Source organism: Microbispora rosea (assembly GCF_900156315.1).
Lineage (GTDB): Bacteria > Actinomycetota > Actinomycetes > Streptosporangiales > Streptosporangiaceae > Microbispora > Microbispora rosea.
Genome location: NZ_FTNI01000031.1, coordinates 81706 through 108083 on the forward strand (window position 1 = coordinate 81706; position 26378 = coordinate 108083).

Genomic DNA, 26378 nt, shown 5'->3' on the forward strand with positions numbered 1-26378 from the left:
CCACAAGGCTCCCCCTAGCCCTCGTCGTCGGCGTCGGCGATGTCCTCGTCGACATCGAGGCCCTCATCAAGTTCGTCGTCGAGCCCGGCGTCGCGCCGGTTGAACTCGACCTGCACCCGGCCGCGCACCAGCTCGCCGTACGCAATGCGGCGCGCGCCGTCCAGCTCCACACCGGTCTCGTCGGCCTCGGCCACCCGGCCCTCCACGGAGGTGCCGTCACGCAGCTCCGCCTTCACCAGCCGCCCGCGCGCCCGGCGCCAGTGGCGCGGCTCGGTGAGCGGCCTGTCGACTCCGGGAGAGGTGACCTCGAGGACGTACGCGCTGCCGCCGAGGACGTCCACCTCGTCCAGCCGCTTGGAGACGGACTGGCTCACGTCGGCCACGTCGTCCAGGCTCACGCCGCCGTCCCGGTCCACCACGACGCGCACCAGCCGCCGGCGGCCCGCCGGGGTGACCGTGACGTCCTCCAGGTCGAAGCCCTCGGCGGCGACCACAGGGCCGAGCAGCTCAACCAGGCGGCCGCGTCGAGCGTCGCTGCCCATGCCGACCTCCCTATGACCGTGTGGCTGTGACCGTAGTGCCCAAGCCCGATGTGCCAACAGCCTATCGACACCGGGAGGTGGAAACATCGCCACACCCGGGCGGCGGTCCGACACGTGCACGATCATCATGGTCACGGGCGATGACCAGTGCGCGCCGCGCCGTACGATGCTGTGTCGTGAGACACAGCGGCGGGGCACGAGTGACGAGACGTGCGTTGCTGGGCTCCGCCGCCGCGGCCGGTCTGGCCGCGGCCGGCTGCTCCTCGACTCCGGAGAAACCGGCCGCTCCGGCCTCCCCGGATCCGCAGACCGTGCTGCTCACCTCTCTCATCGCGGGCAAGGAAGAGCTGGTCTCGCTCTACGGGCGCGCGGTCGCCGCCCAGCCCGCCCGGGCCGCCGCGCTGGAGCCGTTCCGCCGGCGTCACGCGGCCCATCTGCAGGCCCTGCGCGCGCTCCTGCCCGCCGGAGGCGGCGCGGGAACGTTCCCCGCGAGCTCCACGCCGCCGCCCTCGTCCTCCGCTCCCCCGCCGCAGAGCCCGTCCGCGGCCTCGGTCGAGGCGCTCAGGGACGCCGAACGGCGCGCGGCGTCGGGGCGTCCCGCGCAGATGGCCACGGCCTCCCCCGCGCTCTCCCAGCTCCTCGCGAGCATCGGCGCGTGCGAGGCCGTCCATGTCGTCGCCCTGGGGAGGGTGCGTGACTGAGACCTCAGCCGAGCCCGCCCGAGCACCTACCGGGACGCCTGCCGGGGCGCCGGTCGGCGACGCGCTCGGCCGGGCCCTGTCCGCCGAGCACGCCGCCGTGTACGCGTACGGGGTGATCGGCGGGAAGACGAGCGGCGCGCTGCTCAGGCGCGCCACCGCGGGGTTCGACGCCCACCGGGCGCGGCGCGACCAGCTCCGGGCGCTCATCTCCCAGCGGGGCGGCACGCCCGCCGAGCCGGGCCCCACCTACCGCCTGCCCTTCGAGGTGCGCAGACCGGCCGACGCGGTGCGCCTCGCCCTGCTGGTGGAGCAGCGGGTGACCACCGCCTACCTGGAGCTCGCCGCCGACCGCGACCCGGCGCTGCGGCGGCTCGCCGCGCTGGCCGCGCAGGAGTGCGCGACCCGGGCGTACGGCTGGCAGCCGAGGATCGGCGACCCGTTCCCGGGCATGGGCCGGGACGGCGCCGACGTCGACGTCCCCGCGCAGGGGGCCGAGTCCCCGCCGGCGGCCTCCTCCGGACCGGCCGGGTCCGCAGGCGCGCCCGGGCAGGAGGCCCAGCCGGAGCCGTCCGGCGAGGACGGCCAGTAGGCGGCGCGGCCCGCGACGGCGTCCGGCGAAAAGGCGACGCCGCCGCCCCCCGCGAGTGCGCTGTGCGCTGTGCATATGCGCTGTGCGCGAGGGGACGGCGGCGCCGTGTGGAGGATCGGGGTGTCCGGCGATCAGGCCCGGCAGGCGGCGAGCACCCGCTCGACGGCCTCGTCCAGCGGGATCTCCTCCTTGGTCCCGGTGACCCGGTCGCGCAGCTCGACCACGCCGTTGGCCAGGCCCCGGCCGACGATCAGCACGGTGGGCAGGCCGAGCAGCTCGGAGTCCTTGAACTTGACGCCGGGCGACACGCCGGGGCGGTCGTCCACGAGCACGCGCAGCCCCCGCGCCTCAAGGGTCTCGGCGAGCGTGCTCGCGACCTCGATCTGGTTCTCCTTGCCGGTGCCGACGATGTGCACGTCCGCGGGAGCCACCTCCCTGGGCCACACCAGGCCCAGCTCGTCGTGCCGCTGCTCGGCGAGCACGGCCACCGCCCGGGACACGCCCACGCCGTACGAGCCCATGGTGATGCGGATGGGCTTGCCGTCGGGCCCGAGCGCGTCGAGCTGGGCGGCGTCGGCGTACTTGCGGCCGAGCTGGAAGATGTGGCCGATCTCGATGCCCCGGTCGATCGACAGCGGATGCGCGCAGCGGGGGCAGGCGTCACCCGCCCGCACCTCGGCGGCCTCGATGGTGCCGTCGGGCTGGAAGTCGCGGCCCACGACCACGTGCGCGGCGTGCTTGCCCGGCTCGTTGGCGCCCGTCACCCAGGCGGAGCCCTCGACCACGCGGGGGTCGACAAGGTAGGTGATCCCCAGGTCCCTGAGCACCTGCGGGCCGATATAGCCGCGCACCAGGCCGGGGTGGCGGGCGAAGTCCTCGGCCTCGAAGATCTCCGGCACGCCGGGTGAGAGCGCCGCCTCAAGCCGCTTGAAGTCGACCTCGCGGTCGCCAGGCACGCCGACGATCACCGTCTTGACCTCGTCGGAGCCCGGCGTGCGGACCTTCACGACGAGGTTCTTCAGCGTGTCCGCGGCGGTGATGCCGAGGCCGTGGTTCTCGTTGACGTACGAGACGAGCGACTCGATCGTCGGGGTGTCGGGCGTGTCGAGCACCTTCATGGGCGGCTGCGCGGCGGTCACGGCGGGCGGCGCGGGCGTGACGACCGCCTCGGCGTTGGCCGCGTATCCGCAGTTGTGGCAGGCCACGAAGGTGTCCTCACCGGTCGGGCAGGGGGCGAGGAACTCCTCGGAGGCCGACCCGCCCATCGCTCCCGACATCGCGAAGCAGATCTTGTAGTCGATGCCGAGACGCTCGAAGATGCGGATGTACGCCTCGCGGTGCATCTCGTAGGACCGCTTCAGGCCGTCGTCGTCGAGGTCGAAGGAGTAGGAGTCCTTCATGACGAACTCGCGGCCCCGCAGGATGCCCGCCCGGGGCCGGGCCTCGTCGCGGTACTTCGTCTGGATCTGGTACAGGGTGACGGGGTAGTCCTTGTAGGAGGAGTACTCCCCCTTCACCATGTCGGTGAACATCTCCTCGTGGGTCGGCCCGAGGAGATAGTCGGCGCCCTTGCGGTCCTTCAGCCGGAACAGCGTGTCGCCGTACTCGGTCCAGCGGCCCGTGGGCTCGTAGAAGTCCCGGGGCAGCAGCGCGGGGAACAGCACCTCCTGCGCGCCCATCCGGTCCATCTCCTCGCGCACGACCCGCGCGACGTTCTCCAGCACGATCTTGCCGAGTGGCAGCCAGGAGTAGATGCCGGGCGCGACGCGGCGGATGTAGCCGGCGCGGACGAGCAGCTTGTGGCTCGGCACTTCCGCGTCCGCCGGATCCTCACGCAGGGTGCGCAGGAACAGGGTCGACATACGCAGCAGCACGGCTACTCCTTGGCTCGTGAGAGGTCTCGTCCGCGGCGTCCCCTCGGGGGGTGCGATGCGGATCTCCTCGCGGACCCTCGGAGACGACCGGAGGGACGAGACGAAGACGATGTGCCCCCAAGGCTATCGACTCCGGGGGCCCCACCGCCTCACGTAAACGACGGGCGAGCCGATACAGGCCGCCGGCATCAGCCGCCGAGCAGTTCCTCCCAGTGCTGACGGGACCTCCCGCCCGTGCCGACGGGGCCGGCCGGGCCGTCCAGCGCCGCGGACAGCCGCCACAGTCCGGGCCTTGTCCGCAGCCGATCCATGCCGAACGGGTCGATGGCCCGCAGCACGAAGGTCACGCCCATCACGTTCAGCATCGCCGTCGACGTGGTCGCCGGGCCCGCGGGCGCGGCCCGCACGGCGTCCTGGCCCGGCTCGCCGATCCGGTCCAGGAGCAGCGCCGCCACCTCGGCGGCGTACGGGCCGTCGCGCCACTCGATGTGCCAGGAGCGGTCGGTGCCCCGCCACCACGTGAGGTCGCGGCACGCCTCCAACGTCTCCGCCTCACCGGATAAGGCGGCCATGACCCGCCCCAGCGCCTCGTACCTGAGCCCGTCCGGCCCGGAGCCGTGCGGCGGCGTGTCGCCGTCCTCTTGACCGTTCTGCGGGCCGTGCGCCGTGGCCGGTGAGGCCTCGGACTCGTCCCGCCCCCCGCGGAGTCCCCTCATGTCAGGGAGGGTGCCACCGCCCGGCCTTCTCGTCCGCGGGTTTCCCCGTCTTTTAGCCCCACTGCCCACGGGCATCACTTTGATCGTGGCCGGCTGGTCGCCGCAACCCCGCGAATCATCACAAGACGGATGACAATCCGGTGTGCACGGCACGGCGTTGCATTGGCAGGGCGACCGGCGGTGATAAAGAATCACTGATAGGGAGCGTCCGAGGGCGCCGCCCGTCGCGAGTCCGCCGCTGCTGGAGGCCATGGTGACACTGCGCGTCGCGATCGTCGGGTCGGGCCCGGCCGGCATCTACACGGCCGAGGCACTGGTCAAGCAGTCGCGCGACCCGGTCGAGGTGGACGTCCTCGAACGCCTGCCGACGCCGTACGGGCTCGTCCGGTACGGCGTGGCGCCCGACCACACGTCGATCAAGTCGATCGCCGGCTACCTGCGCAGGGTGCTGGAGACCCCGGGGGTGCGCTTCCTGGGCGGCGTCGAGCTGGGCGCCGATCTTTCGGCGGACGACCTGCTGTCCTGCTACGACGCGGTCGTCTACTGCACGGGGGCGATGGTCGACCGGCACCTCGGGGTCCCGGGTGAGGACCTGCCGGGCAGCGTCGCGGCGACCGACTTCGTCAACTGGTACTGCGGCCACCCCGACGTCCCGCCGGACGCGTTCTCCCTCGACGCGGAGGATGTCGTCGTCATCGGCGTCGGCAACGTCGCCGTGGACGTGGTGCGGATCATGGCCAAGACGGCCGACGAGCTGCGCGGCACGGACGTGCCCGAGGAGGTGCTCGACCGGCTGGCCGCCTCCAAGGTGAAGCGGATCCACATGGTCGGCCGGCGTGGCCCCGAGCACGCGAAGTTCACCCTGAAGGAGCTGCGGGAGCTCGGCGAGCTGCTGAACGCCGACGTCCTCACCTTCCCCGGCGAGATCGCGGTCGATGATTTGACCGCGCTGTCGCGCCAGGTCAGGGGCAACGTGGACGTGCTGCGGTCGTGGTCGGAGCGCAAGCCGGCCGACCGGCCCCGCCGTCTGGAGGTGCGCTTCTGGCTGCGCCCCGTGGAGATCCTCGGCGTGTCCCGGGTCGAGGGGGTGCGGCTGGAGCGGACCCGGCTGGAGAACGGGCGGGTCGTCGGGACCGGCGACTTCGAGACGATCCCGGCGGACATGGTGATGCGCTCGGTGGGCTACCAGAGCGTGGCGCTGCCCGGGGTGCCGTTCGACGCGGAGTCGATGACGGTGCCGAACGTCGCCGGCAAGGTGACCGACCGGCAGTACGTCGCGGGCTGGCTCAAGCGGGGGCCGACGGGCGTGATCGGGACCAACAAGTCCGACGCCGCCGAGACCGTGCGCACGCTGCTCGCCGAGGTGGTGCCGGGAACGGCTACCGCCCGGCTGGACGACCTGCTCGCCGCGCGCGGGCTGAGCCCCGTGATGTACGAGGACTGGCTCGCGATCGAGGCCGCGGAGGCCGCGCTGGCCGGCAGCCTCAGGAGGGGCGAGCGGGTGAAGCTGGTGGGCAGGGACGCGATGCTGGGCGCGTGCGGCCGGCTCGGCCGGCCGGACGGTGCGTCCTGACGCGGCTCGCTGGGGTCGCGTCCTGACGCGTGTCGCATCCTGAGGGGTGGCGTGGTCAGGACCAGTGGACGGGCCGGTGGTAGCGCGCTCCGTCGCGGCCGGGCACGAGGTCGGGCAGTTGCGCCTGCCGGATGAGCGCCTCGCCGAGAGGAAACCAGGCGTCGCTCGCGAGGCGCAGGCCGTCCGACCGTCTGCCGGGCGGGAAGACGGTGACGACCCGGGTCTTGCCGCCGCGCCGGGCGTCCACCTGGCGCACCGCCTCGATTGCCGCGCACAGGTCGGAGTCGGCCGACAGCAGCAGCACCATGTCGACCCGGTCGAGGGCGACGTCGCCGACCATCGCGGCGGCCAGCGCGACGTCGGACTGCTTCTCCTCGTAGGTCCGCCAGGAGACGCCGCAGGCCCGGCAGGAGGCCCGCTGCTCCTGGAACCGCCCGAGCACCACCTCGACTCCCAGGCTCTCCAGGGCCGCCTGATAGGTCTGCTGGCGGGCGAGGGCACGAGCGTCGCCCCGGATGGGGGCGGTGAAGTAGCGGACGGCCGTCAGCGTCTGCCCGGTCCTCAGCAGCCGGCACGCCAACGCGTGGAGATCGAGCCAGAGGTAGCGGCGTCCCCGCAAGGAGCGCAGTCCGTAATAGAGGTTGAACCCGTCGACGTAGACCCCGACACGCAGGACGTGAGGAACGGGGTTGTCGCGCACCGCCATCATCTCCTAACATGGAGTCACCGCGCCCGCGGCTACGTCCCCGGGCTCTACGGCCCCCGACAGGGGGCCGTTTCTTTGTCTCCACCGATTCGCTCACCTGTTCGATCGGTTGTTCGAGGAAAAGAATAGCCAACCGAACGTGGTCGTGCAGCGACGTTGGGTGATGACGTCTTCGTGGCGGGGACGTCTGCGAGGATCGTCCCCATGGAGACGACGCTGACCGGCCCAGACGGACTGTTCGACGGGCCGCTCGACGGCTTCGCCGGCGCCCATGACGAGCAGCTCGCCCGGTTTCCCGTCCGGGAGCCCGCGTGGCAGCCGGTGCACACCGTGTACGTGCCCGCGGACCGGGTGACGGCGGAGATCGTCCAGCAGTGGCGGCACGCCGCCACCGACCTCCTCCACCGGCTCCTGTTCACCCCCGCCGAGCTGGCCGCGCTGTTCGAGCTCGACCCCGAGCTGGCCCAGCCCGTGCACGACCGCGTACGCAGGAAGCTGCACGCCGAGCCGATCGAGGACCTGCGGATCGACTTCGAGGACGGCTACGGCCCGCGCTCCCCCGAGGAGGAGGACGGGCACGCCGAGTCGGCGGCGGCGGCCGTGGCCGCGATGCACGAGGCGGGCACGCTGCCCCGCAGGTGGGGGCTGCGGGTGAAGTCGTTCGCCGACGGCGACCCCCTGCGCTCGGTGCGCACGCTCGACGGGTTCCTGACCGGGGTCGTACGACGGGCCGGCAGGCTCCCCGACGGGTTCACGGTGACCTTCCCCAAGGTCCTGATGGAGGACTACCTGCGGCAGTTCGCCCGTTGCCTGGAGGCGCTGGAGCACGCGTTGCGCCTGGCCCCCGGCACGCTGCGCTTCGAGATGCAGGTGGAGGCCCCGCAGACCGTGCTCATGCTCCAGCGGTCGGCCGGTCTGGTGCCCTCGCTGGGCGGCCGGCTGGCGGCCGCCCACTTCGGCGTGTTCGACTACACGGCGGCGCTCGGGCTGCCCCCGGACGAGCAGCGGCTCGACCACCCGGCCTGCGACCACGCGCGGCACGTCATGCAGACGGCGCTGTCGGGGACGGGGGTGGAGCTGTCGGACGGCTCGCTGGCCGCGGCTCCGGCCTCGGACGCGGCGGCCGACGTGCACGCCCTGCTGCGCAGGCACTCGGCCCTGGTGTCGCACTCGCTGGCGCACGGCTTCTACCAGGGCTGGGACATGCACCCCTCTCACCTCGTCAGCCGCTTCACGACCGTCTACGCGTTCCACCTCACCTGCTACGAGAAGTACGCCGACCGGGTGCGCGCCTGGCAGGAGCGGCGCGAGGCCGCCGGAGGCGTGCTGGACGAGCCCGCGACGATCAAGACTCTGGTCGCCGCTCTGGGGCGGGCCGACCGCGCCCTCTGCTGAGATTTGCCACATCGGCAAGGTTCCTTGCCACTTCCTCCGCCCGTGCCGCACTGTTGCCCCACGTCGACGGCAAACGCCGACAGCAGACGCCGACAGCAGATGTCGACACGGGAGGCAGAGGTGGACGAGAAGAAGTACGACGTGGTCGTGGTGGGCGGCGGCGCCGCGGGGCTCAGCGGCGCCCTGGCGCTGGCGCGGGCCCGGCGGTCGGTCCTGGTGGTGGACGCGGGAGAGCCGCGCAACGCGCCGGCCGCGCACATGCACAACTACCTGGGCCTGGACGGCACGCCGCCCGCGGAACTGCGGGCGGCCGGGCGCGAGGAAGTGATCGGTTACGGCGGCGAGGTCGTCGCCGGGCGGGCCGAGGCGGCCGTCCGGGACGGGGACGACTTCCTCGTGACGCTGGACGACGGCCGTGCCGTCCGGGCCCGCCGGCTGCTGGTGGCGACCGGGGCCGTGGACGAGTTGCCCGGTGTGCCGGGCCTGGCCGAGCGGTGGGGCCGCGACGTGCTGCACTGCCCGTACTGCCACGGGTGGGAGGTCCGCGACCGGCGCATCGGCGTGCTGGCAACCGGGCCGCTCGCCGTCGAGCAGGCCCTGCTGTGGCGGCAGTGGAGCGATGACGTGGTGTTCCTGACCCACCACCGCCCCGCGCCGTCGGAGGAGGAGGCCGAGCGGCTCGCCGCGCGCAGGATTCCGGTCGCCGACAGCCCCGTCACGGGGATCGAGGTGACCGGCGACGCGCTCAGCGGGGTGCGGCTGGCCTCCGGCGAGGTCGTCGCGCTCGACGCGCTCGTCGTCGGCGTGCCGCTCGCCGCCCGGTCCGGGGTGCTGGAATCGCTCGGGCTCAAGCCGGTCGAGGTGGAGCTCGGCGGCCACCCGGCGGGGACCAGGATCGCCGCGGAGCCGACCGGCGCGACCGCCGTGCCCGGTGTCTATGTGGCGGGGAACGTGACGGACGTGCGCGCCGTCGTGATCGCGTCCGCCGCCGCGGGCCTGGCCGCGGGCGCGGCGATCAACATGGATCTCATCGCCGAGGAGACCCGGGAGGCCGTCGCGGCCTACCGGGACGAGATGCGCACGTTGTTCGAGGAGGCCGCCTGGGAGGAGCGCTACCGTTCCCGGCCGGCGATCTGGAGCGGCCGCCCGAATCCGCAGCTCGTCGCCGAGGCCGCGCAGCTGCCCGCGGGCCGGGCTCTCGACGTCGGCAGCGGCGAGGGCGCCGACGCCGTCTGGCTCGCGGCAAGGGGCTGGCGGGTGACGGGAGTCGACATCTCCGCCACGGCGCTGGAGCGGGCCGCCGCCCACGCCGCCGACGCGGGCGCGGGCGTCGCGGACCGCACCGAGTGGGTGCGCGCGGACCTGCGCGACCACGCGGTTCCCGAGGGCGCGTACGACCTGGTGTCCGCGCAGTACATGCACCTGCCGGATGAGGCCAGGCGGACGCTGTTCGCCCGGCTGGCGGCCGCGGTGGCCCCGGGCGGCACCCTGCTGATCGTCGGGCACCACCCGTCCGATCTGCTGACCAGGGTCCGGCAGATGCACTTCCCGCAGATGATGTTCACCGCCGAGGAGGTCGCGGCGTCGCTCGATCCGGCCGAGTGGGAGATCGCGGCGGCCGAGGCCCGGCCGCGCACCGCCGTGGACCCGGAGGGCCGCGAGGTCACGAGCCGCGACGCCGTCCTGGTCGCCCGCCGCCGCGCCTGAGTCTCAGCGTGGGCCGGCTGGTCGGAGTGGGGCGGTCAGGGCCGGTCCACGATGCCGCGCCAGCGCCTGACGAGGTCCGGGTCGACCGGCTCCCGCCACGAGCCCCGGACGGCGGTGCCCACATGGAAGGCGCGGATGCCGTAGTCGAGCAGCACCGGCACGTGCTCCTCGCGCAGGCCGCCACCGGCGAGCACGAGCGAGGCGTCCCCCGCCTCGGCCCGCGCGCGTAACACCCCGAGGCCGCTGCCGACGCCCTCGGGCGAGCCGGACGTGAGGACGGTCGCCAGGTTCGGCAGCAGCCGTACGGCACGCCAGGCGGCCCGGACGTCGGCGGCGTTGTCCACGGCGCGGTGGAAGGTCCAGGGCAGCGGCGAGACCGCGTGGATCAGCGCGTCCGTCGCCTCCCTGTCGACCGACCCGTCCCCGGACAGGAAGCCGAAGACGAAGCCCGCCGCACCGGCCTCGGCGAGTTCCTTGACATGGCCGCGCAGCCGGTCGAGCTCCTCCGGGGTCACGGTGAACCCGGCGTTGCAGCGGAGCATGACCATCTGCGGCAGCCCGCACTCGCGCGCGATCGCGGCGACGAGGTCCGCCGAGGGGGTGAGCCCGCCCGCGCCCATGTCGGACACGACTTCCAGGCGGTCCGCTCCGCCCTCCTCGGCGGCCACGGCGTCACGCACGTCGAGCGCGATCACTTCAAGGAGGGATCCCGTCATGAAGTGAACAGTATCCGGTCCCTTTGCGGCGCCTCACGGCATCCGCCCTGTTCAGCACTCGATCAACTCGTTGTGCGAGGTGATGTCAAGAACTTTCCAGGCTTGCGTCGCATGTCCCGAGCGCTGGGCCGGCACCGCCGGCGTGCGGTTATAGGACAACGCGGCCGGGATCACGGCGCTGGCATCCCGCTCGAACAGCGCGCCGGAGGCCCGGTGCGGCAGGTCGATTGTGCGGACGTGCCGGAAGCCCGCCTTCCGGTAGTACGACTGCAGGCGGGCGTTGTCCTTGGCGCAGTCCAGCCGCAGGTACGGCCGGTCGTGAGCGGCGGCCCGCAGGGCGGCCCAGTCGAGCAGCACCTCCCCCAGGCCCTGGCCGGAGCAGGTCCTGTTCACGGCGAGCTTGTGGACGTAGAGCGCGTCGCCTGGGCGGTCGGCGGGGGTCCAGAACTCCGGGTCGGCATGGCCGTCCACTGCGATCGTCGCGGCCGGCAGCGGGGAGCCGGCGTCCAGGAGGTACATGACGCCCTCACCGATCAGCGGTTCGATGCGCTCGGCGGGGAATCCCCCGGCGGGCCACTGCCGCACGCCGAGACCGTTCAGCCACCCGGCGGTGCGCGTCAGCAGGGCGAGGACCCCCTTCAGGTCGGCCGGGGTGGCGCGACGCAGCGTGAGTTCCGTAACAAGATCCAGGGTGTTCGCGGGCATGCCTGATTCCTTTCGTGCCGACGGCGGCGATTTGATCACAAAGAGTGACGGCTGGATGCCGTACAGCGTCCGTCCGGAGACGGCGGGCCACGCTAGGGCGCGCGGGTGCGGCGCGGTCCCCTGCCGGGGTCAGGATGGGAATCGCGGGAGCGGCCCTCCGGAGGAGGGCCCGGCGGCCGGGGACGCCCGCTCAGGCCAGGGGGCGTCCGGGCCTCGTCAATGACGTTCCAGCTCGTATCGGATCAGATGCTTGTCGGCGGGCAGCACGGACACGGCGACGCGGACGGGCGTGTCGTCGGCGTCGTAGCCGACCCGGGTGTGGACGACGACCGGAGTGCCGGGCTCCAGCTGGAGCCGTGACGACTCGTCAGAGGTCGGCATGCGGGCCGACAGGTCGTCGATCACACGGACCTGGAGATGGCCCAACTCCTCCAGCACCCGGTTGGCCCCGCGCGTGATGTCGCCGGGCCGGGCGATCTCGGAGTCCCCCACGATCTCCAGGGGGAAGTAGGAGTCCAAGGTGTTGTACGGCTGGCCGTCCACGAAGCGCAGCCGGCGGCGCACGACGGCCAGGGCGCCGTCGGCGAGGGCGAGCCGGGTGGCCACGTCCTCGGGCGGCTCGACGATCGAGACCTCGATCCTCTGGTCCGCCGTACGACCCTCGGAGCGGACGGCGTGGACGAACGTGTCGAACCGCCGCCCCTCCTGGTCGTACGGGAGGAACTCGTCCTGGGGGCGCATGAGGAGCGGACGGCGCTCGCGTACGAACGTTCCACGCCGGCGCATCCGCAGGATGAGACCCTCGTTCTCCAGCTCACCCAGGGCCAGCCGTACGGTGTTGCGGCTGACGCCGTGCGCCTCCATGAGGTCGGCCTCGGTCGGAATCTGGTCGCCTGGCGCGAGTTCGCCCGCGTAGATGGCCCTGCGTACTTCCGCGGCCACCTGCTGGTAGAGCGACGATCGTGCCATCTTTCCTCAATCCACCCTTTTGTTCCAACAAATCTAGAGGATCTCGGTCTACTGGGAAACAACCCCTTGACCAGAGCCCACCCAGCCGCGCATTATCCAAACGTTGGTACAAATCCATCCAATGGAGGTGGGCACGTGAGGGCGGTCGGTGCGAGAACGCCGAAGTCGCCCTGGCGCGAGCCCCCGGCCCAGACCCAGACCTATCAGAGCGACGGGAACGACATGTCAGAGCTGTCGGTATCCACCGACATGACCGCCTTGTGCGGGAACGGCGTGACATGCCCGAGCACGCGGTACCACCGCACGCCGGAGCGGCCGGTCGAGAAGGGCCGCTCCCCACGGACTCCGTGCGAATGAACGAGGTCTCGACCCCAACCCTCGCCGGGGTCGAGGTCTCGCGCCGGGGCGGAGCGCGTCCTGGCGGGTCCCCCACGCCCGCCAGGACGCGCCACCGTTAGGCACGCACAGGGAATGCATCGGCTCCGGCCCTCCTTGACTTCATGGGGAGGCGACCGAGGAGGCACGTGCGATGAGCATCCCTGTGTCCCGGAGGGTCGGCCCTGACGGCGCCAGGAGGATTCCGGCCGTCAATCCCCAGCACTTCAGGAACATCCTCGGCAGGTACGCCACCGGCGTCGTGGCCGTCACCGCGATCGACCCGGAGACCGGGGAGCCGTGCGGCCTGGCCGTCAACTCCTTCACGTCCGTGAGCCTCGATCCGCCGCTGGTGTCGTTCTGCGTCTCGCGGGACAGCACGAGCTGGCCGCGGCTGAGGGCCGCGACCGCCCTGTGCGTCAACGTGCTCGCCGACCACCAGCGGCAGGTGTGCGATCAGCTCGCCGCGAAGGGCGGGGACAAGTTCGGCGGGCTGTCGTGGGCCCTGTCCCCCGGCGGCGCGCCCGTGCTGGACGGCGCGCTCGCCTGGATCGACTGCACCGTGGACGCGGAGCACCCGGCCGGCGACCACGTGATCGTGGTCACCCGGGTCACCGGGCTCGACCGCCACGACGACGGCGGCCCGCTGGTGTTCTTCCGCGGAGCGTACGGAGGCTTCCGGGCCTGACGCGGAACCGACCGGTCGGTATGCTGCCCGTATGACTCTGTTCTCGGTGGAAGGCAAGACGGTCGTCGTCACGGGCGGGTCCCGGGGCATCGGGAAGATGATCGCGCGGGGGTTCCTCGACGCGGGCGCCACCGTCTACATCTCCTCGCGGAAGAAGGACGAGCTGGAGGCCACGGCCGCCGAGCTGGGCTGCCACGCCGTCCAGGCGGACCTGTCCACCCCCGACGGCGTCGAGACGCTGGCGCAGGCGGTGTCGGAGCGGGAGAGCCGGCTCGACGTGCTCGTCAACAACGCCGGGGCGAGCTGGGGCGCGCCGCTGGAGGAGTATCCGGAGCACGCGTTCGACAAGCTCTGGAACATCAACGTCAAGGGCGTCTTCTTCCTCACCCGCCGCTTTCTGCCCCTGCTGCGCGCCGCCGCGTCGCCCGACGACCCGGCCCGCGTGATCAACGTGGGGTCGATCGACGGGCTCCGGGTGCCGTTCATGGAGAACTACGCGTACTCGGCGGCCAAGGCGGGCGTCCACATGCTGACCCGGCATCTGGCCCGCCGGCTCGCCCCGGAGTCGATCACGGTCAACGCGATCGCGCCCGGGCCGTTCGAGTCGAAGATGATGGCCTTCGCGCTCGACGACCCCCAGACGCGCGGCGCGATCGAGAGCAACGTCCCACTGGGCCGCATCGGCAGGCCCGATGACATGGCCGGCGCGGCCGTTTTCCTGGCCTCCCGCGCCGGCTCCTACCTGACCGGCGCCGTGATCCCGGTCGACGGAGGCATCTCCGCCTAGATTCATGCGTATGTGGCAGGTGGCGGTGTGCGGGCCGGGCGAGTGCACCCCGCAGGAGGCCGAGGCGGCCCGCGCCGTGGGCCGCCTGCTGGCCGAGCGCGGCGCGGTCGTGCTGTGCGGCGGGTACGGCGGGGTGATGGCCGCCGCGGCGGCGGGCGCGCGGGAGGCCGGAGGCGTCGTGGTCGGCGTCCTGTCCGGCCGGGACCGCGCCGGGGCGAGCCCGGACCTCACCGTGGCCCTGCCCACCGGCCTGGGCGAGGCCCGCAACGCGCTGATCGTGCGGGCCGCCGACGCGGTGGTCGTCGTCGGCGGCTCCTGGGGCACGCTTTCCGAGCTGGCGCTCGCCCAGCGAGGCGGCACGCCCGTGATCGCCCTTGGCGGGTGGCGGGTCCTCGACGCCGAGGGCCGTCCCGTGCCCGGTCCGGTGGCCGCCGCCGATCCGGCCGACGCCGTACGGCTGGCGCTGGACGCCGCGGGACGGGCGGGCCCGCTCAGCCCTTGAGCATCTCGGCGAGGGTCTCGGCGAACAGGTCGGGCGCGGCCAGTTCCTCCCGCAGGAACAGGTAGGGCTCGGTGAGCTCCAGCTCGATCAGGACCGGCTCGCCGTCCGGCATCCGCACCAGGTCCACCCGGGCGTACAGCAGGGTCTCCGGCACGGCGGCCAGGACCCGCTCGGCGAGGGCGAACTGGTCGTCGTCCGGGTCGCGCAGCGTGGCGCGGTTGTCCGCGGTCTCCGCCACCCCGGTGAGCATCGGGTGCCGCCGTACGGCGTGGCTGAACTGGCCGCCGAAGTACAGCAGCGACAGCTCCCCCTCCTGCTCGACCGACGGGATGTACGGCTGCACCATGACCGTGCGGCCCGCGGCGAGCAGCGTCGCCGCGTGGCTCTGGGCGGCGGTCCGGTCCGCGGTGCGGATGGTGTCGCGCGCCCCCGCCGAGATGGCGGGCTTCACCACGTACTCGTCCCATTCGGGCAGGTCAGTGCCCGGCTCCGCCCAGTGGGTGGGGACGGTGGGCACACCGAGTGTGCGCAGGTAGGTCTTGTCGGTGTTCCGCTCGATCACCCTCGCCGGGTTGAACAACCGCGTCGCCGACTCCACCCGGTGGGCCCAGGCGACGAACTCGTCACGGTGCAGGATGTAGTCCCAGGGGGAGCGGACCACGGCCGCGTCGAAGTCCGACCAGTCGACGTGGGGATCCTTCCAGTTCACCGGCGAGCCCTCGATGCCGGCCCCGAGCCAGGCGGTGAGGGCGATCTCCCGCTCGTCGTCCTGCTCGGCGGCAGGATGGTCCGTGGTGACGTAGGCGACCTTCATTACGCTCCCGTTCGCATGTCAGCAGTGACCAATGCTATGGGCAGTGTCAGGCGAGGCCGGCGAGCACCTCGGCCGCCGCCTGACCGCAGACCCGGGCGGCGCCGTGCGTGGCGATGTGCACCGCGCCCAGGTCCGTGCGGCCCGGCAGCCCCATCTCGACCACGACGCCGTCCGGCCGGGCGGCCAGCAGGCGCTCCAGCAGGTCCGTCTGCCACGGGTGCCGGTGGGCGTCCCGCACCACGATCACGAGCGGCCGGTCGGCGGCCTGGCGCAGCACCATGCCGGCGACCTCGTTGTGGACGTCGTCCTGCCGCAGCCGGGCGACCGTGGTGCCGGGCAGCAGCTTGCTCAGCGGCTCCCCCGCACCCCACGGCATGCCCTTGTCGATCGCGAGGTTGGTCTCCGGCGCCAGCTCCAGCACGTGCGGGGCGGCCGCCAGCGGCAGCAGGCCGTCCGCGCCGCGCCGGGTCACCCGTACGGCCCGGCGGGCGGCGACCAGCCCGACCTCGTCCCGTACGTCGTCCACGGGCGGGGCCTGGGCCTGCCAGGCGGTCAGCGCGCGCACCCGCGCGGCGGCGTCGGCGAGCCGCTCCTCCGGCAGCCTGCCCTCGGTCACCGCGTCCGCCACCGCGTCGCGGATGTGCTCGTAGGTCGCCTCGTCGGCGTTCTCCCCGCCCACGCAGACCGCGTCGGCCCCGGCCGCCACCGCCATCGCGCTCGCGCCGCCCAGACCGTACCGGCCCGAGACGGCGGCCATCTCGATGCCGTCGGTGACGACGAGGCCGTCGAAGCCCAGCTCCTCCCGCAGCAGGCCGGTGAGGACGCGGGGGCTGAGCGTCGCTGGCAACTCCTCGTCGTACGCCGTGACCAGCAGGTGGCCGGTCATGATCGAGCGCACGCCCTCGCCGATGGCCACCCGGAACGGCTCCAGCTCGACCTCGGCCAGCTCGTCGCGGGAGGCCGTGACGCGCGGCACGCCGTGGTGGGAGTCGACCGACGTGTCGCCGTGCCCGGGGAAGTGCTTGGCGCAGGCCGCCACGCCGGTGGACTGCAGGCCGCGGATCCAGGCGGCCGTGTGCCGCGCGACAAGCACTGGATCGGCCCCGAAGGACCGCAGGCCGATGACCGGGTTGTCCGGATTGGAGTTGACGTCGGCGGCCGGGGCGAAGTCGATGCTCACCCCCGCCGCCCGCAGGTCGCGCCCGATGTCGCGGGCCACCCGCTCGGTCAGCTCCACGTCGTCCACGACGCCGAGGGCGTAGTTGCCCGGCCGCGAGCTGCCCGTGCGGGCCTCCAGCCTCGTCACCTCCCCCGCCTCCTCGTCGATGCCGATCAGGATCTCGGGATTGTCCGCGCGCAGGGCCGAGGTGAGCGCGGCGAGCTGGGCGGGGGTGTCGACGTTCCGGGAGAACAGCACCACACCGGCGAGCCCGCAGGCGAGCCGCCGCCGCACCCAGTCGGGAGCGGTGGTCCCGATGAAGCCGGGCAACAGGACCGTGTCGGCCAGACGGAGCAGGTCAGGGCTTCGCTTCATGCTGCGCCCGCAGGGCATCGCTCAGGCATGCCCCGCAATCTAATAGGAAAGTTTCCTATTTGCTAGGGGGCAGACCTCGGTTGTCGCCCCGATCACACGTCCGTGCGGTGGAGCCTGTTCTCCTTCACCTCGAAGCCGGCGATGGTCGTCAGCGGCGCGCCGGGACGGTCGACGAAGGCCACGGCCCGGTAGTCCGCGCGGAAGTTCTCCATGTCCGCCACGCAGGACACGTAGCCGTGGCGGCTGTCGAAGAACGCGATGTGCGGGTTCAGCGAGAGGATTCCGCTGCCGTCGGTGATGCCCGGCATGCTCGTCACCGACGGCCCGACGAACTCGACCCCGAGGGCGCGGGAGGCCGGATCCGCCCAGTCCTCGCGCACGTCGCAGGCGTACGCGCTGTGCACGTCGCCGCTCAGCACGACCAGCCCGTCGGGGGCGGCGGCGAGCACGCGGGCGCGCGAGTCCGGGTAGCCGTCCCAGGCGTCGGCGCTGACGGGTTCGAGGGGGAACGTGCGCCGGGAGAAGAAGACCGCCTGCGCGAGCACCTTCCACCGGGCCGTCGATCCGTGCAGCCGTTCCTTCAGCCACTTCTCCTGCTCGGCGCCGAGCATGTCGCGCCCCTCGCGATACTGGCGGGTGTCGGCGAGCATGAAGTCGGCCACCCGGCCGTACGGCCGCCGGCGGTAGTTCTGCAGGGCGGAGCCGGACGGGTGGACGCGCAGCGGCTGGTGCTCGTAGTAGGCCTTGAACGCGGCGGTCCTGCGCTTGAGGAAGGCGGCGGGGCTGCCGCCGTCGCCGGGCAGCGCGCCCGCCCAGTTGTCGCGGACCTCGTGGTCGTCGGGGATGGCGACCCACGGCGCGGCGGCGTGGGCGGCCTGCAGGTCCGGGTCCATCTTGTAGCGGGCGTAGCGGTTGCGGTAGGCGCCGAGCGTCGTGCACTCGGCCGTCGACTCGAGCGGGCGCACCCAGCGGCCCGGCTTGGGGTTCTTCGGCTTGCCGTACTCGTAGATGTAGTCGCCGAGGTGGAGGACCAGGTCGGGGCGTTCGGCGGCGAGGTGGCGCAGCGCGGTGAAGTAGCCGTGCTCGTAACGCTGGCAGGAGACGAAGCAGAACCGGACGGGGGCGGTCGAGTCCGCGCCGGGCGCGGTCCTGGTGCGGCCCACCGGGCTGACGTGCCCCTCGATGGAGAAGCGGTAGAAGTAGTCGGCCGCGGGCCGCAGCCCGGAGACTCGCACGTGCACGCTGTGCGCCCAGTCCGGCTGCGCGGGGGCGGCGCCCGACTGGATCACCTTCGTGAACGCCTCGTCCTCGGCGAGCTCCCACCGTACGCTCATCGCCCGGTTGGGCATGCCGCCGGGCTGTGTCGGATGCAGCGGCTCGGGGGCCAGACGGGTCCACAGGATCACGCCGTCGGGTAACGGCTCGCCTGACGCCACCCCCAAGGTGAACGGATACCCCATTTTCGCCATGAGTTCGATCCTGCCCTACCGATCCGATCCATGCGGGAAGGTCGGGCGACGCGAGAATGTGAACAAGCTCTTGCTCGACGGCCATAATGGGAGCCGTGAACCAGCGTAAGGACTCCGGCGGTACGGCCGCGCCGGTCAAGGCGAAGCGGGGGACGGCGGGTTCGGCGTCCGAACGGCGCGACCACCTCGTCAAGCTCGCCGCCGAGTTGTTCGCACGCAAGGGCTTCCAGGCCACCACCGTGCGGGAGATCGCGCTGGAGGCCGGCATCCTGTCCGGCAGCCTCTACCACCACTTCGACTCCAAGGAGACGATCGTCGACGAGGTGCTGCGCACCTTCCTCGAGGATCTGATCACCCGCTACCGCGCGGCGCTGGGCACGCACCCCGACCCGCGCTCGATCCTGGCGGAGATGGTCCGCATCGGCTTCGGCACGCTGGAGGACCATCGGGCGGCCATCACCGTCATGCAGAACGACTGGAACTACCTGCGCTCGCTGCCCGGCGACCGGTTCGACTACCTGGTGCGGGCCGAGGACGAGGTCGAGCGCATGTGGGTGGAGCAGATCACGAGCGGCCAGGCGGCCGGCCAGTTCCGCCCCGACGTCGATCCCAAGCTCACCTACCGGATGATCCGCGACACGATCTGGGTGACCGTGCGCTGGTTCCGCCCCGGCGGCAGGCTCGACACCGACGCCCTGGCCGACCACTTCGTCAAGCTGCTGTTCGACGGCTTGGCGACCGGCGAGCGGGCGAGCCAGCCGTCATGACGCTACTCAAGGCCGTACGGCTCGCGCTGACCGAGCTGGCCGACCCCGCGCGCGCCGAGGGCATGCGTTCGTACATGAAGTCGGAGATGCCCTTCCTCGGGGTGACGGCCGTGCCGCGGCGGGCCGCGCTGCGCAAGGTCTTCGCCGAGCACCGGCTCGACAGCGCCCCCGAGTGGCGCAGGGCGGTGCTGGTGCTGTGGCGCGAGGCGGAATACCGCGAGGAGCGCTACGCCGCCATCGAGCTGTCCGCGCACCGCTTCTACCGGTCCTGGCAGACGCTCTACACGATCCCCATGTACGAGGAGATGATCGTCACCGGGGCGTGGTGGGACCTGGTGGACGACATCGCCGTGCACCGGATCGGCACGCTGCTGCGGCTGTATCCCGAGAGCATGCGCCGCATGGTGCTGGAGTGGGCGCACGACCCTGACCTGTGGAAGCGGCGCACCGCCATCCTGTGCCAGAACTCCTTCAAGGACCGCACCGACGTCCACCTGCTCTACGCCTGCATCGAGCCGAGCCTGTCGGACACCGACTTCTTCGCCCGCAAGGCGATCGGCTGGGCGCTGCGGGAGTACGCGAAGACCAACCCGCAGGAGGTGCTCCGTTACGTGAAGCACCAGGGCATCAGCGGGCTGAGCCGCCGCGAGGCGCTGCGCAACATCCCCGGCGCGTAGGGAGTCAGTCCCCCAGGAGCCACCGCGCCGCCCGCCGGAGCAGGGCGCGGCGCACCGGGTTCTCGTACGACCGGGTGTCGTGGCCGAGCGCGTCGTACACGACCCTGCCGCCCGCCACGGTTCTCGCCCACAACAGCGGCTGGTCTCCGCAGTACGCCAGCGGCTCCACGCCGGGCAGGACGTCGAGGTCGGTGTAGACCTCGTCGGTCACCTCGAAGCCGCTCAGGCCCTCGACGATCGGGTGACCGTCGCCGAGCCGGATCTTGGCCGGGCCGATCGGGGGGTGGTACGACCGGCCCCACCTCCAGGCGCCACCCAGGATCTCGGCCCACTCGGGCCAGTCGTCGAAGCACAGCGAGGCGGTGTGCACGGCCAGCAGCCCGCCGCCCCTCGCGAGGTGATCGAGCACCGTCCGCCTGACGGAGTCCGGCGTCTCGAAACGCCAGCGGTCCCGCTCCTCCGCGAAGTCGCCGCCGTCCATCCTCCATCGGAACGCGTTGACCGTGATCAGGCCGACCGGCGGAGGCGCCGCCAGGGCTCCGGAGACGTCCTCGGTGATCTCCGACTCGACGCCGATCTCGGCGAGCACGTCCGCCAGGGCGGCCGAGGTGGCCGGGAAGTCGTGGGCCACTCCTCCGGACACGATGAGGTTGCGCGGCATGGAAGCACCCTAGGCCCTGGGCGCCCTCAGGCCCTCCCCCGTCTTGGGCCCTGTCTTGGGCCCTGTGCCGCCCTCGGGCCCTGCCCCGCGACGCCTCGGGGTTCCCCGTGCGCAGGCGTGCGCGGCGCCCGCACGCGGCCGGTCAGGTCGCGGGCCCTCCGCCCGTGCCGCCCAGGACCGCCGCCACCAGGTCGGCGGCGGCGTCCTCGTCCGTGCCGAGGTCGGTGGAGCCGCCGACGAGGCTCACGACGAACGCGCGGTGGAAGCAGGCTCCCAGCAAGAGCGCCGCCGCCGCGTGGGGCTTCGTCCCCGCCGGGAACCTGCCCAGCCGCTGCTCCTCGGCGAGGTGACGGCCGAGGACCGCGACCGGCACATGCGGGCCGCCGCCGTTGCCGGCGAGCATCTGCCGGAAGCCCTCCCGCAGCGTGGCCTCCGCGAGCAGGCCGGCGATGAGGGGCAGCGACCTGCCGAAGAAGCGGATCGCGGCCACGGCGAACTCCTCCAGGCTCGCGGCCGGATCCCCCTCCCCGCGGTCGCGCGCAACCGGGACATGGCGGGGCCGTCGTCTACGTCGTGGGCCCCAGCGGGGGCGGTCCCACGAACCTCTATTCGGAGTGCGGTCGCAACGTCATGGACGCGATGGCCCGGCAGGGCGTGCGCCGCATCGTCGTCGTGACGAACGCGCTGGGCGACCAGCCCTCGGACACGACGCCGCAGCGGCTGCTCAAGCGGCTCGTACGGAGGATCTTCCTGGAGGCGGCGTGCCGGGACGCCCGGCTGCTTGAGCGGGAGATCCGCACCCGCGACCTCGACTGGACCGTCGTACAGCCGCCCCGCCTCACGAACGGAGCAGCGACCGGCGCCTACCGCACCGCCGCCGGGGACGCCGTCCGCGGCGGTGTGCGCATCTCCAGGGCGGACCTGGCCGGATACATGCTGAAGGCGCTGGAGGACCCCGGCACCGTCCACAGCATGATCGGCATCGCCTACTGACCTCTCGGCGCCGCCGCGGCCGGGCGTCCCACGCTCATGCGTCCTGACGTGTGGAAAGCCGCCGTTCCGCCTTCGGCTGACGCGCGCTGCCGACAGCCGGCAGACGAACCGCTCCACGCTGGACGACGGCGGTCCAGGTCGCGTCTGCATGATCACCATCGTGCCGGATAGCCGCGGTCATCCGGGAAGACCTCGGTGAGCGTACGGCGCGCTAAACCGCGCTGTCGCCCTGTAGGCGGCGGGAGCGCCTGGTGTCCACGTTGCCGGTCAAGGTTGTGAGGATGCCGGGTAGCTCCGCCACAGTCTCGGCGGGAAGGCCGGCCACGGTCTCCTCCGCGAGGGCGCACCACAGGTGCTTGACCTGGTCGGCCAGCGCTCTGCCGCTATCGGTGAGTTCCACGATGCTGGCACGCCGGTCGGAGGGGGCGGGTCTGCGGCGGATGTGGCCGCCGGCTTCGAGCTTGCGGGTCATGAGCGTGACGCTGGGCGGCTCGCAGCCGAGCGCCTCGCTGAGTTGGGACTGGATCGCCGGGCCGGTCCGTGCGAGTTCGAGCAGGAGCGCCTCCTGGCCGGGATGCAGGCCGAGCGGAGCCAGCAGCGCGGCGGCCCTGGCCCGGTGGCGCAGGCTCAGCAGGCGGATTGCCTGGTTGAGGGCGTCGGCTTGCTCGAAGTCCATGGGCTCTCCTTGACAGATCAGTTATGCGCATAACTATTATCCGCATAACTAATCCTAGGACATCGAGGAGCTCAGACATGACCGTGAAGGTCGCCGTCGTCTACTACAGCGCGACAGGCAGTGTTCACTCACTCGCGCAGGCCGTCGCCGAGGGCGCCGTCTCGGCCGGAGCCGAAGTGCGGCTGCGGCGGGTCGCCGAACTGGCGCCCGACAGCGCGATCGACCGGAACCCGTCGTGGCGGCAGCACGCCGATGCCACCGCTTCGATCACCGAGGCGTCGGTCGAGGACCTGGCGTGGGCCGACGCGTTCGCGTTCGGTACGCCGACCCGGTTCGGCGCGCCGGCCGCGCAGCTCAAGCAGTTCATCGACCAGGCCGGCGGGCTCTGGCGGGAAGGAAGACTGGCGGACAAGCCGGTAACGGCCTTCACCTCGGCCTACAACCGGCACGGCGGCAGCGAGGCCACGATCCTTTCTCTAGCCAACGTCTTCTACCACTGGGGAGCGCTGATCGTACCGACCGGGTTCACCGACCCGGCCGTGTACGCCGCCGGCGGCAACCCCTACGGCACGTCGATGACCGGCCCGGCCTCGGACGGCCCGGACACCGCGGCGCTGGAAGCGGCCAGGTATCAGGGACGGAGGCTGGCCCGGATCGCGATCCGGCTGCTCAAGGGCGACCGCCCCGCCGATGCCATCGCACCGGACGGGAACGCCCGCGACGACCTGGCCGCGACGACCTCGCCGAGCGCGTGAGCGGCGGCGTCCGGCAGGGGAAAAAGGTCATGACGAGCGTCGATGCCGCACCTCAGCCGGCCAGGCCCCGCACCGCCCCCACGCTGATGATCATGGCGCTGGTGTGCGCCTGCCAGTTCATGGTCATCCTGGACTCGTCCATCGTCAATCTCGCCCTTCCCTCGATCGGCGAAGAACTCGGCTTCACATCTACCGGCCTGGCCTGGGTGGTGAACGGCTACTTGCTCACCTTCGCCGGCTTCATGCTGCCGGGTGGTCGCGCGGCCGATCTGTTCGGCCCGCGGCGGATGCTGGTCGCCGGGCTGTCGTTGTTCTCCGCCTCGAGTCTGGCCGGTGGCCTGGCGAGCACTCCGCAGGTCCTGGTGGCGGCCCGCGTCGCGCAGGGCGTCGGAGCCGCCCTGATGGCCCCGGCGACGCTGTCCGTGATCAACACTTCCTTCGCCGAACCGAACGCCCGCGCCAAGGCGTTCGGCGCATGGTCCGCCGCGGGAGGAGTGGGCGGGACGGCCGGCGCGATCGCGGGCGGTGCCATCACCACCGGCCTGTCGTGGCGGTGGGTCTTCCTCATCAACGTGCCGATCGGCGCCGTGCTGATCGTCGTGGCCATGACGGCGCTGGCCGGCACGCGTACCGGCCGGAGGGAATCGCTCGACCTCGCGGGCGCGGTCACCGGGACGGCGGGGCTGGCCGCGCTGATCTACGGGGTCATGCAGAGCGCCGATCACGGCTGGAGGTCGGTGCCGGTCGTCGGGCCGATCGTGGCGGGCCTGCTCCTCCTCGTCGTCTTCACCGTGGTGGAGGCGCGTTTCGCCACCCGGCCGATGATGCCCCTGCGGCTGTTCCGAACGCGCGGGGTGGCCGTCGGCAACGGCATGCTGCTGCTGTTCGGCGCGATTCCCATCGCGATGTGGTACTTCACCTCGCTCTTCCTGCAGAACGTCCTCGGCTACAGCGCCCTGCGGGCCGGGCTCGGGCAGACGCCCGCGGCGATGACGTTCCTGGTGATCGCGCGGTGGGCCGCCCCACTGCTGCCGCGAACCGGTGCGCGACCGCTGGTGCTGGCCGGCAGCGCCTGCTTCCTGGCCGGTTTCGGCTGGCTCGCCCAGGCCCACGCCGGCAGCGGCTACCCCACCGGCGTGCTCGGGCCTACGCTGCTCATCGCGACCGGCATCGGGCTCACCTTCCCCACCCTCATGGCGGCGGCCACCGCGGACGTCGCCGAGGGTGACGCGGGGATCGCCGGCGGTCTGGCCACCACCGCGAGCCAGGTGGGCGGGTCGGCAGGCCTGGCGGTGCTCGCGACGGCCGCCGGTGCCAGAGCCGCGTCGCAGGCCGGCGGGAGTTCCTCGCCCGCCGCCCTCGCCACCGGCTACGATCTGGTCTTCCTCACAGCGGCCGGACTCGGCCTCGCCATCGCGGTGGTCGGCATGCTGCTGCCGCGGCACCGCCGCGACCGACAGTGATGATGTGGTCGAGCGCCCCACGGACATCGTCCTGCGGTCACCGGCCCGCCGCCACCGGCAGCGCACACCGGAACACCGCGCCCGCGACGGCCACGGCGGTCAGGGCCGGGCGCGGTCGCCCAGCGCGAGCAGGACGTCCCTGAGCTGGTCGGCCAGGGCACGCGCGGCCGGTTCCGGCACGTCGGCCAGCAGTTCCCGGTGCGCCTCTGTCGTGGCCAGCGACAGCTCCTCGGCCTTCTCGACGCCGAGCGGCGTGAGCCGGACCCAGGAGCTGCGCCCGTCCGCCGGATCGGGCTCCCGCTCCACCAGCCCCGCGGCGACCAGCCGCTGCAGGATGTTGCTCGTCCCCCCGGTCGTGAGCATCAGATGGGAGGCGAGCCTGCTCGGCTTGAGCCGGTACGGCCGGCCGGCCCTGCGGAGGGTGGCGAGCACGTCGAACTCCGCGTACGTCAGGCCGTGACGGCCGAGCACCGCCTGCGTGACCTCCTCGATGCGGGCCTTGAGCCGGCTGACGCGCTTGACGATCTCCAACTGGACGGTGGCCGCCTCCGGCAGTTCGGCCCGCCACCCGTCGATCATCTCGTCGACCCGGTCCCGCTGTCGCATGGGGTTGAGCCTAGTCCCTCACTCTGATAGCTTTCCAAAAAGCTTTATTAAAAGCATTCGGGAAAGAGGTTCGCCCATGAAAACGATCATCGTCAACGGCACCGTCGTCGACACGGAACCGCGTCCGCAGGTCGTGCCGGACGCGGCCGTCGTCGTCGAGGACGGCGTCATCGTGTCGGTCGGCCCGCAGCCGGACGACCTGGCGAAGGGCACCGAGATCATCGACGCAAGGGGCGGCATCGTGCTCCCCGGCTTCGTGGACACCCACCGTCATGTCTGGCAGAGCGTGCTGCGCGGCATCGCGGCCGACGCGACGCTCAGCGCCTACCTCGACCTCGTCCTCGGCGCCCTCACCCCGGCGTTCCGCGCGGAGGACGTGTACGCCGCCAACCTCTGGGGCGCGATAGAGGCGCTCGACGCCGGTGTCACCACCGTCTACGACTGGTCGCACATCCAGCTCACCCCCGGCCACACCGACGCGGCCGTGGCGGCCTTACGCGAGTCCGGCGTACGGGCGGTCTTCGGGTACGCCCATCGGGGAACGGGCGACGCCGACCGCGCCGAGGACGAGGTGCGGCGGGTCCGCTCGGCGCTCCTGCCGTCCGACGACGGCCTGGTCACCCCCGCCTTGGCCGCCTGGGGCCCGGTCTACGGCTCGGTCGAGGCGGCGCGGGCCGACTGGGCACTCGCCCGCGACCTCGGCCTGCGCATCAGCCTGCACGCCACCGGCGCGGGCCCGGTCGAACGGCTGCACGACGCCGGCCTGCTCGGCCCCGACGTGCTGTTCGTGCACTGCAACGGCATACCGGACGAGTCGCTGAAGCTGGTCGCCGGCAGCGGCGGCACGGCCTCGGTGGCCCCGGCGGTGGAGTCGCAGATGGGGCACGGCCACCCCGAGACCGGCAGGCTGCGCTCGTCCGGCATCGCGACGGGACTCGGCGTGGACACGGTCACCGACGTCCCCGGCGACATGTTCTCGGTGATGCGCGCGGCGTTCGCCGCCGGACGCGCCGGGCAGGCGGCGCCGGAGCTCACCGCGTCCGACGTGCTCGGCATGGCGACGATCGAGGGCGCGGCCGCGATCGGGATGGACCACAGGATCGGCTCGCTGCGCCCCGGCAAGCAGGCCGACATCGTGATCCTGGACGCCGGAGCCCCCGGCCTCGCGCCCGTGCACGACCCGGTCGCCGCGGTCGTCACGGCGGCCGGCACCGCCACCGTGGACACGGTGCTGGTCGGCGGGCGGATCGTCAAGCGCGGGGGCCGCCTGGTGAGCGTCGACGTGGACCGCGCCCGCGACCTCGCCGTACGCGCGGCCCGCCACGTGACCACGCAGGCCAGGACTACATCCGCAAGGTGACTTTTTTGCTCCGGTGACAACCGCCCTTTCGGATGAGACCTTGAGTCAGGGCCAGGAA

General features: G+C 72.5%; 28 protein-coding genes. 14 read left to right on the forward strand and 14 right to left on the reverse strand.

Annotation, left to right across the window (positions count from 1 at the left end; genetic code table 11):
- Window positions 1-14: 14 nt before the first annotated feature.
- Complete coding sequence (gene rimP / locus BXA11_RS33430) at window positions 15-542, reverse strand: ribosome maturation factor RimP (RefSeq protein WP_076441006.1); 528 nt, start codon at window positions 540-542, stop codon at window positions 15-17.
- Between the two features lie 176 nt (window positions 543-718).
- On the opposite strand from rimP, the gene BXA11_RS42645 reads away from it, so the two are divergent.
- On the forward strand, window positions 719-1243 hold the full coding sequence (locus tag BXA11_RS42645) for a hypothetical protein (RefSeq protein ID WP_159454888.1): 525 nt from the start codon (window positions 719-721) through the stop codon (window positions 1241-1243).
- The gene (locus BXA11_RS33440; RefSeq protein WP_239104943.1) at window positions 1236-1832 is read left to right on the forward strand and encodes a ferritin-like domain-containing protein; all 597 of its coding nucleotides are present in this window, start codon (window positions 1236-1238) and stop codon (window positions 1830-1832) included. The genes BXA11_RS42645 and BXA11_RS33440 overlap by 8 nt, the downstream gene beginning before the upstream one ends.
- Window positions 1833-1963: 131 nt before the next feature.
- Here BXA11_RS33440 and BXA11_RS33445 read toward each other — a convergent pair whose 3' ends face one another.
- Complete coding sequence (locus BXA11_RS33445) at window positions 1964-3706, reverse strand: proline--tRNA ligase (protein ID WP_204053598.1); 1743 nt, start codon at window positions 3704-3706, stop codon at window positions 1964-1966.
- 188 nt (window positions 3707-3894) lie between these two features.
- Window positions 3895-4422 carry a hypothetical protein gene (locus tag BXA11_RS44085; protein ID WP_204053597.1) on the reverse strand — a complete coding sequence of 176 codons (528 nt, stop codon included), beginning with the start codon at window positions 4420-4422 and terminating at the stop codon, window positions 3895-3897.
- A 250-nt stretch (window positions 4423-4672) separates the two neighbouring features.
- Here BXA11_RS44085 and BXA11_RS33455 point away from each other — a divergent pair, with 250 nt between their 5' ends.
- Window positions 4673-5995: an FAD-dependent oxidoreductase gene (locus tag BXA11_RS33455; protein ID WP_076441010.1), complete on the forward strand. Its 1323-nt coding sequence runs from the start codon at window positions 4673-4675 to the stop codon at window positions 5993-5995.
- Between the two features lie 55 nt (window positions 5996-6050).
- On the opposite strand, the gene BXA11_RS33460 is transcribed toward BXA11_RS33455, so the two are convergent.
- Window positions 6051-6695 carry an NYN domain-containing protein gene (locus BXA11_RS33460; RefSeq protein WP_159454889.1) on the reverse strand — a complete coding sequence of 215 codons (645 nt, stop codon included), beginning with the start codon at window positions 6693-6695 and terminating at the stop codon, window positions 6051-6053.
- 210 nt (window positions 6696-6905) lie between these two features.
- On the opposite strand from BXA11_RS33460, the gene BXA11_RS33465 reads away from it, so the two are divergent.
- The gene (locus tag BXA11_RS33465) at window positions 6906-8096 is read left to right on the forward strand and encodes a DUF6986 family protein (protein ID WP_076441012.1); all 1191 of its coding nucleotides are present in this window, start codon (window positions 6906-6908) and stop codon (window positions 8094-8096) included.
- Between the two features lie 120 nt (window positions 8097-8216).
- Window positions 8217-9803 carry an FAD-dependent oxidoreductase gene (locus tag BXA11_RS33470; RefSeq protein WP_239104942.1) on the forward strand — a complete coding sequence of 529 codons (1587 nt, stop codon included), beginning with the start codon at window positions 8217-8219 and terminating at the stop codon, window positions 9801-9803.
- A 35-nt stretch (window positions 9804-9838) separates the two neighbouring features.
- On the opposite strand, the gene BXA11_RS33475 is transcribed toward BXA11_RS33470, so the two are convergent.
- From BXA11_RS33475 to BXA11_RS33485, 3 genes are all read right to left on the reverse strand, one after another.
- Window positions 9839-10519, reverse strand: a complete 681-nt coding sequence (locus BXA11_RS33475; protein ID WP_030510732.1) for a copper homeostasis protein CutC — start codon at window positions 10517-10519, stop codon at window positions 9839-9841.
- A 51-nt stretch (window positions 10520-10570) separates the two neighbouring features.
- Window positions 10571-11224, reverse strand: coding sequence for a GNAT family N-acetyltransferase (locus BXA11_RS33480; protein WP_083744766.1), 654 nt, complete (start codon window positions 11222-11224; stop codon window positions 10571-10573).
- A gap of 216 nt (window positions 11225-11440) precedes the next feature.
- Entirely contained in the window at window positions 11441-12193 is a 753-nt protein-coding gene (locus BXA11_RS33485) for a GntR family transcriptional regulator (RefSeq protein WP_030510734.1), read from the reverse strand.
- A gap of 529 nt (window positions 12194-12722) precedes the next feature.
- Between BXA11_RS33485 and BXA11_RS33490 the strand changes: the two genes are divergently transcribed.
- From BXA11_RS33490 to BXA11_RS33500, 3 genes are read left to right on the forward strand one after another with little or no spacing between them, the layout of a single operon-like run.
- Window positions 12723-13256 carry a flavin reductase family protein gene (locus BXA11_RS33490; protein WP_076441015.1) on the forward strand — a complete coding sequence of 178 codons (534 nt, stop codon included), beginning with the start codon at window positions 12723-12725 and terminating at the stop codon, window positions 13254-13256.
- Window positions 13257-13287: 31 nt separating this feature from the next.
- A complete protein-coding gene (locus tag BXA11_RS33495) occupies window positions 13288-14043 on the forward strand; it encodes an SDR family oxidoreductase (protein ID WP_076441017.1) in 756 nt (251 codons plus the stop codon).
- Between the two features lie 10 nt (window positions 14044-14053).
- A complete protein-coding gene (locus BXA11_RS33500; RefSeq protein WP_076441019.1) occupies window positions 14054-14545 on the forward strand; it encodes a TIGR00725 family protein in 492 nt (163 codons plus the stop codon).
- Here the strand turns inward: BXA11_RS33500 and BXA11_RS33505 are convergent.
- The 3 genes from BXA11_RS33505 to BXA11_RS33515 all read right to left on the reverse strand — a co-directional run bounded on the left by BXA11_RS33505 (window position 14535) and on the right by BXA11_RS33515 (window position 18362).
- Window positions 14535-15359 (reverse strand): ATP-grasp domain-containing protein, encoded by an 825-nt coding sequence (locus BXA11_RS33505; protein ID WP_076441021.1) that lies wholly within the window; start codon window positions 15357-15359, stop codon window positions 14535-14537. The two genes, BXA11_RS33500 and BXA11_RS33505, sit on opposite strands and share 11 nt — an antisense overlap.
- A gap of 46 nt (window positions 15360-15405) precedes the next feature.
- Window positions 15406-16893: a glycoside hydrolase family 3 protein gene (locus BXA11_RS33510; RefSeq protein ID WP_076441024.1), complete on the reverse strand. Its 1488-nt coding sequence runs from the start codon at window positions 16891-16893 to the stop codon at window positions 15406-15408.
- A 92-nt stretch (window positions 16894-16985) separates the two neighbouring features.
- Window positions 16986-18362: an alkaline phosphatase D family protein gene (locus BXA11_RS33515; protein WP_083744767.1), complete on the reverse strand. Its 1377-nt coding sequence runs from the start codon at window positions 18360-18362 to the stop codon at window positions 16986-16988.
- 86 nt (window positions 18363-18448) lie between these two features.
- Between BXA11_RS33515 and BXA11_RS33520 the strand changes: the two genes are divergently transcribed.
- Both BXA11_RS33520 and BXA11_RS33525 read left to right on the forward strand, forming a co-directional pair.
- Window positions 18449-19129, forward strand: coding sequence for a TetR/AcrR family transcriptional regulator (locus tag BXA11_RS33520; RefSeq protein ID WP_036408200.1), 681 nt, complete (start codon window positions 18449-18451; stop codon window positions 19127-19129).
- Entirely contained in the window at window positions 19126-19806 is a 681-nt protein-coding gene (locus BXA11_RS33525) for a DNA alkylation repair protein (protein WP_076441028.1), read from the forward strand. The genes BXA11_RS33520 and BXA11_RS33525 overlap by 4 nt, the downstream gene beginning before the upstream one ends.
- Before the next feature lie 4 nt (window positions 19807-19810).
- Here the strand turns inward: BXA11_RS33525 and BXA11_RS33530 are convergent, their stop codons facing one another.
- Window positions 19811-20467, reverse strand: coding sequence for a ThuA domain-containing protein (locus tag BXA11_RS33530; protein WP_076441030.1), 657 nt, complete (start codon window positions 20465-20467; stop codon window positions 19811-19813).
- Between the two features lie 142 nt (window positions 20468-20609).
- A complete protein-coding gene (locus BXA11_RS33535; RefSeq protein ID WP_076441032.1) occupies window positions 20610-20957 on the reverse strand; it encodes a hypothetical protein in 348 nt (115 codons plus the stop codon).
- A gap of 83 nt (window positions 20958-21040) precedes the next feature.
- Between BXA11_RS33535 and BXA11_RS33540 the strand changes: the two genes are divergently transcribed.
- Window positions 21041-21460 (forward strand): NAD(P)-dependent oxidoreductase, encoded by a 420-nt coding sequence (locus tag BXA11_RS33540; protein ID WP_076441034.1) that lies wholly within the window; start codon window positions 21041-21043, stop codon window positions 21458-21460.
- Window positions 21461-21671: 211 nt separating this feature from the next.
- On the opposite strand, the gene BXA11_RS33545 is transcribed toward BXA11_RS33540, so the two are convergent.
- Complete coding sequence (locus tag BXA11_RS33545; RefSeq protein WP_076441036.1) at window positions 21672-22136, reverse strand: MarR family winged helix-turn-helix transcriptional regulator; 465 nt, start codon at window positions 22134-22136, stop codon at window positions 21672-21674.
- 77 nt (window positions 22137-22213) lie between these two features.
- Between BXA11_RS33545 and wrbA the strand changes: the two genes are divergently transcribed.
- Entirely contained in the window at window positions 22214-22891 is a 678-nt protein-coding gene (gene wrbA / locus BXA11_RS33550) for an NAD(P)H:quinone oxidoreductase (RefSeq protein ID WP_076441038.1), read from the forward strand.
- Between the two features lie 29 nt (window positions 22892-22920).
- A complete protein-coding gene (locus BXA11_RS33555; RefSeq protein WP_076441040.1) occupies window positions 22921-24354 on the forward strand; it encodes an MFS transporter in 1434 nt (477 codons plus the stop codon).
- Window positions 24355-24453: 99 nt separating this feature from the next.
- Here the strand turns inward: BXA11_RS33555 and BXA11_RS33560 are convergent, their stop codons facing one another.
- The gene (locus BXA11_RS33560) at window positions 24454-24960 is read right to left on the reverse strand and encodes a MarR family winged helix-turn-helix transcriptional regulator (protein WP_076441042.1); all 507 of its coding nucleotides are present in this window, start codon (window positions 24958-24960) and stop codon (window positions 24454-24456) included.
- Between the two features lie 76 nt (window positions 24961-25036).
- Here BXA11_RS33560 and BXA11_RS33565 point away from each other — a divergent pair, with 76 nt between their 5' ends.
- Complete coding sequence (locus BXA11_RS33565) at window positions 25037-26320, forward strand: amidohydrolase family protein (protein WP_076441044.1); 1284 nt, start codon at window positions 25037-25039, stop codon at window positions 26318-26320.
- Window positions 26321-26378: the final 58 nt, after the last annotated feature.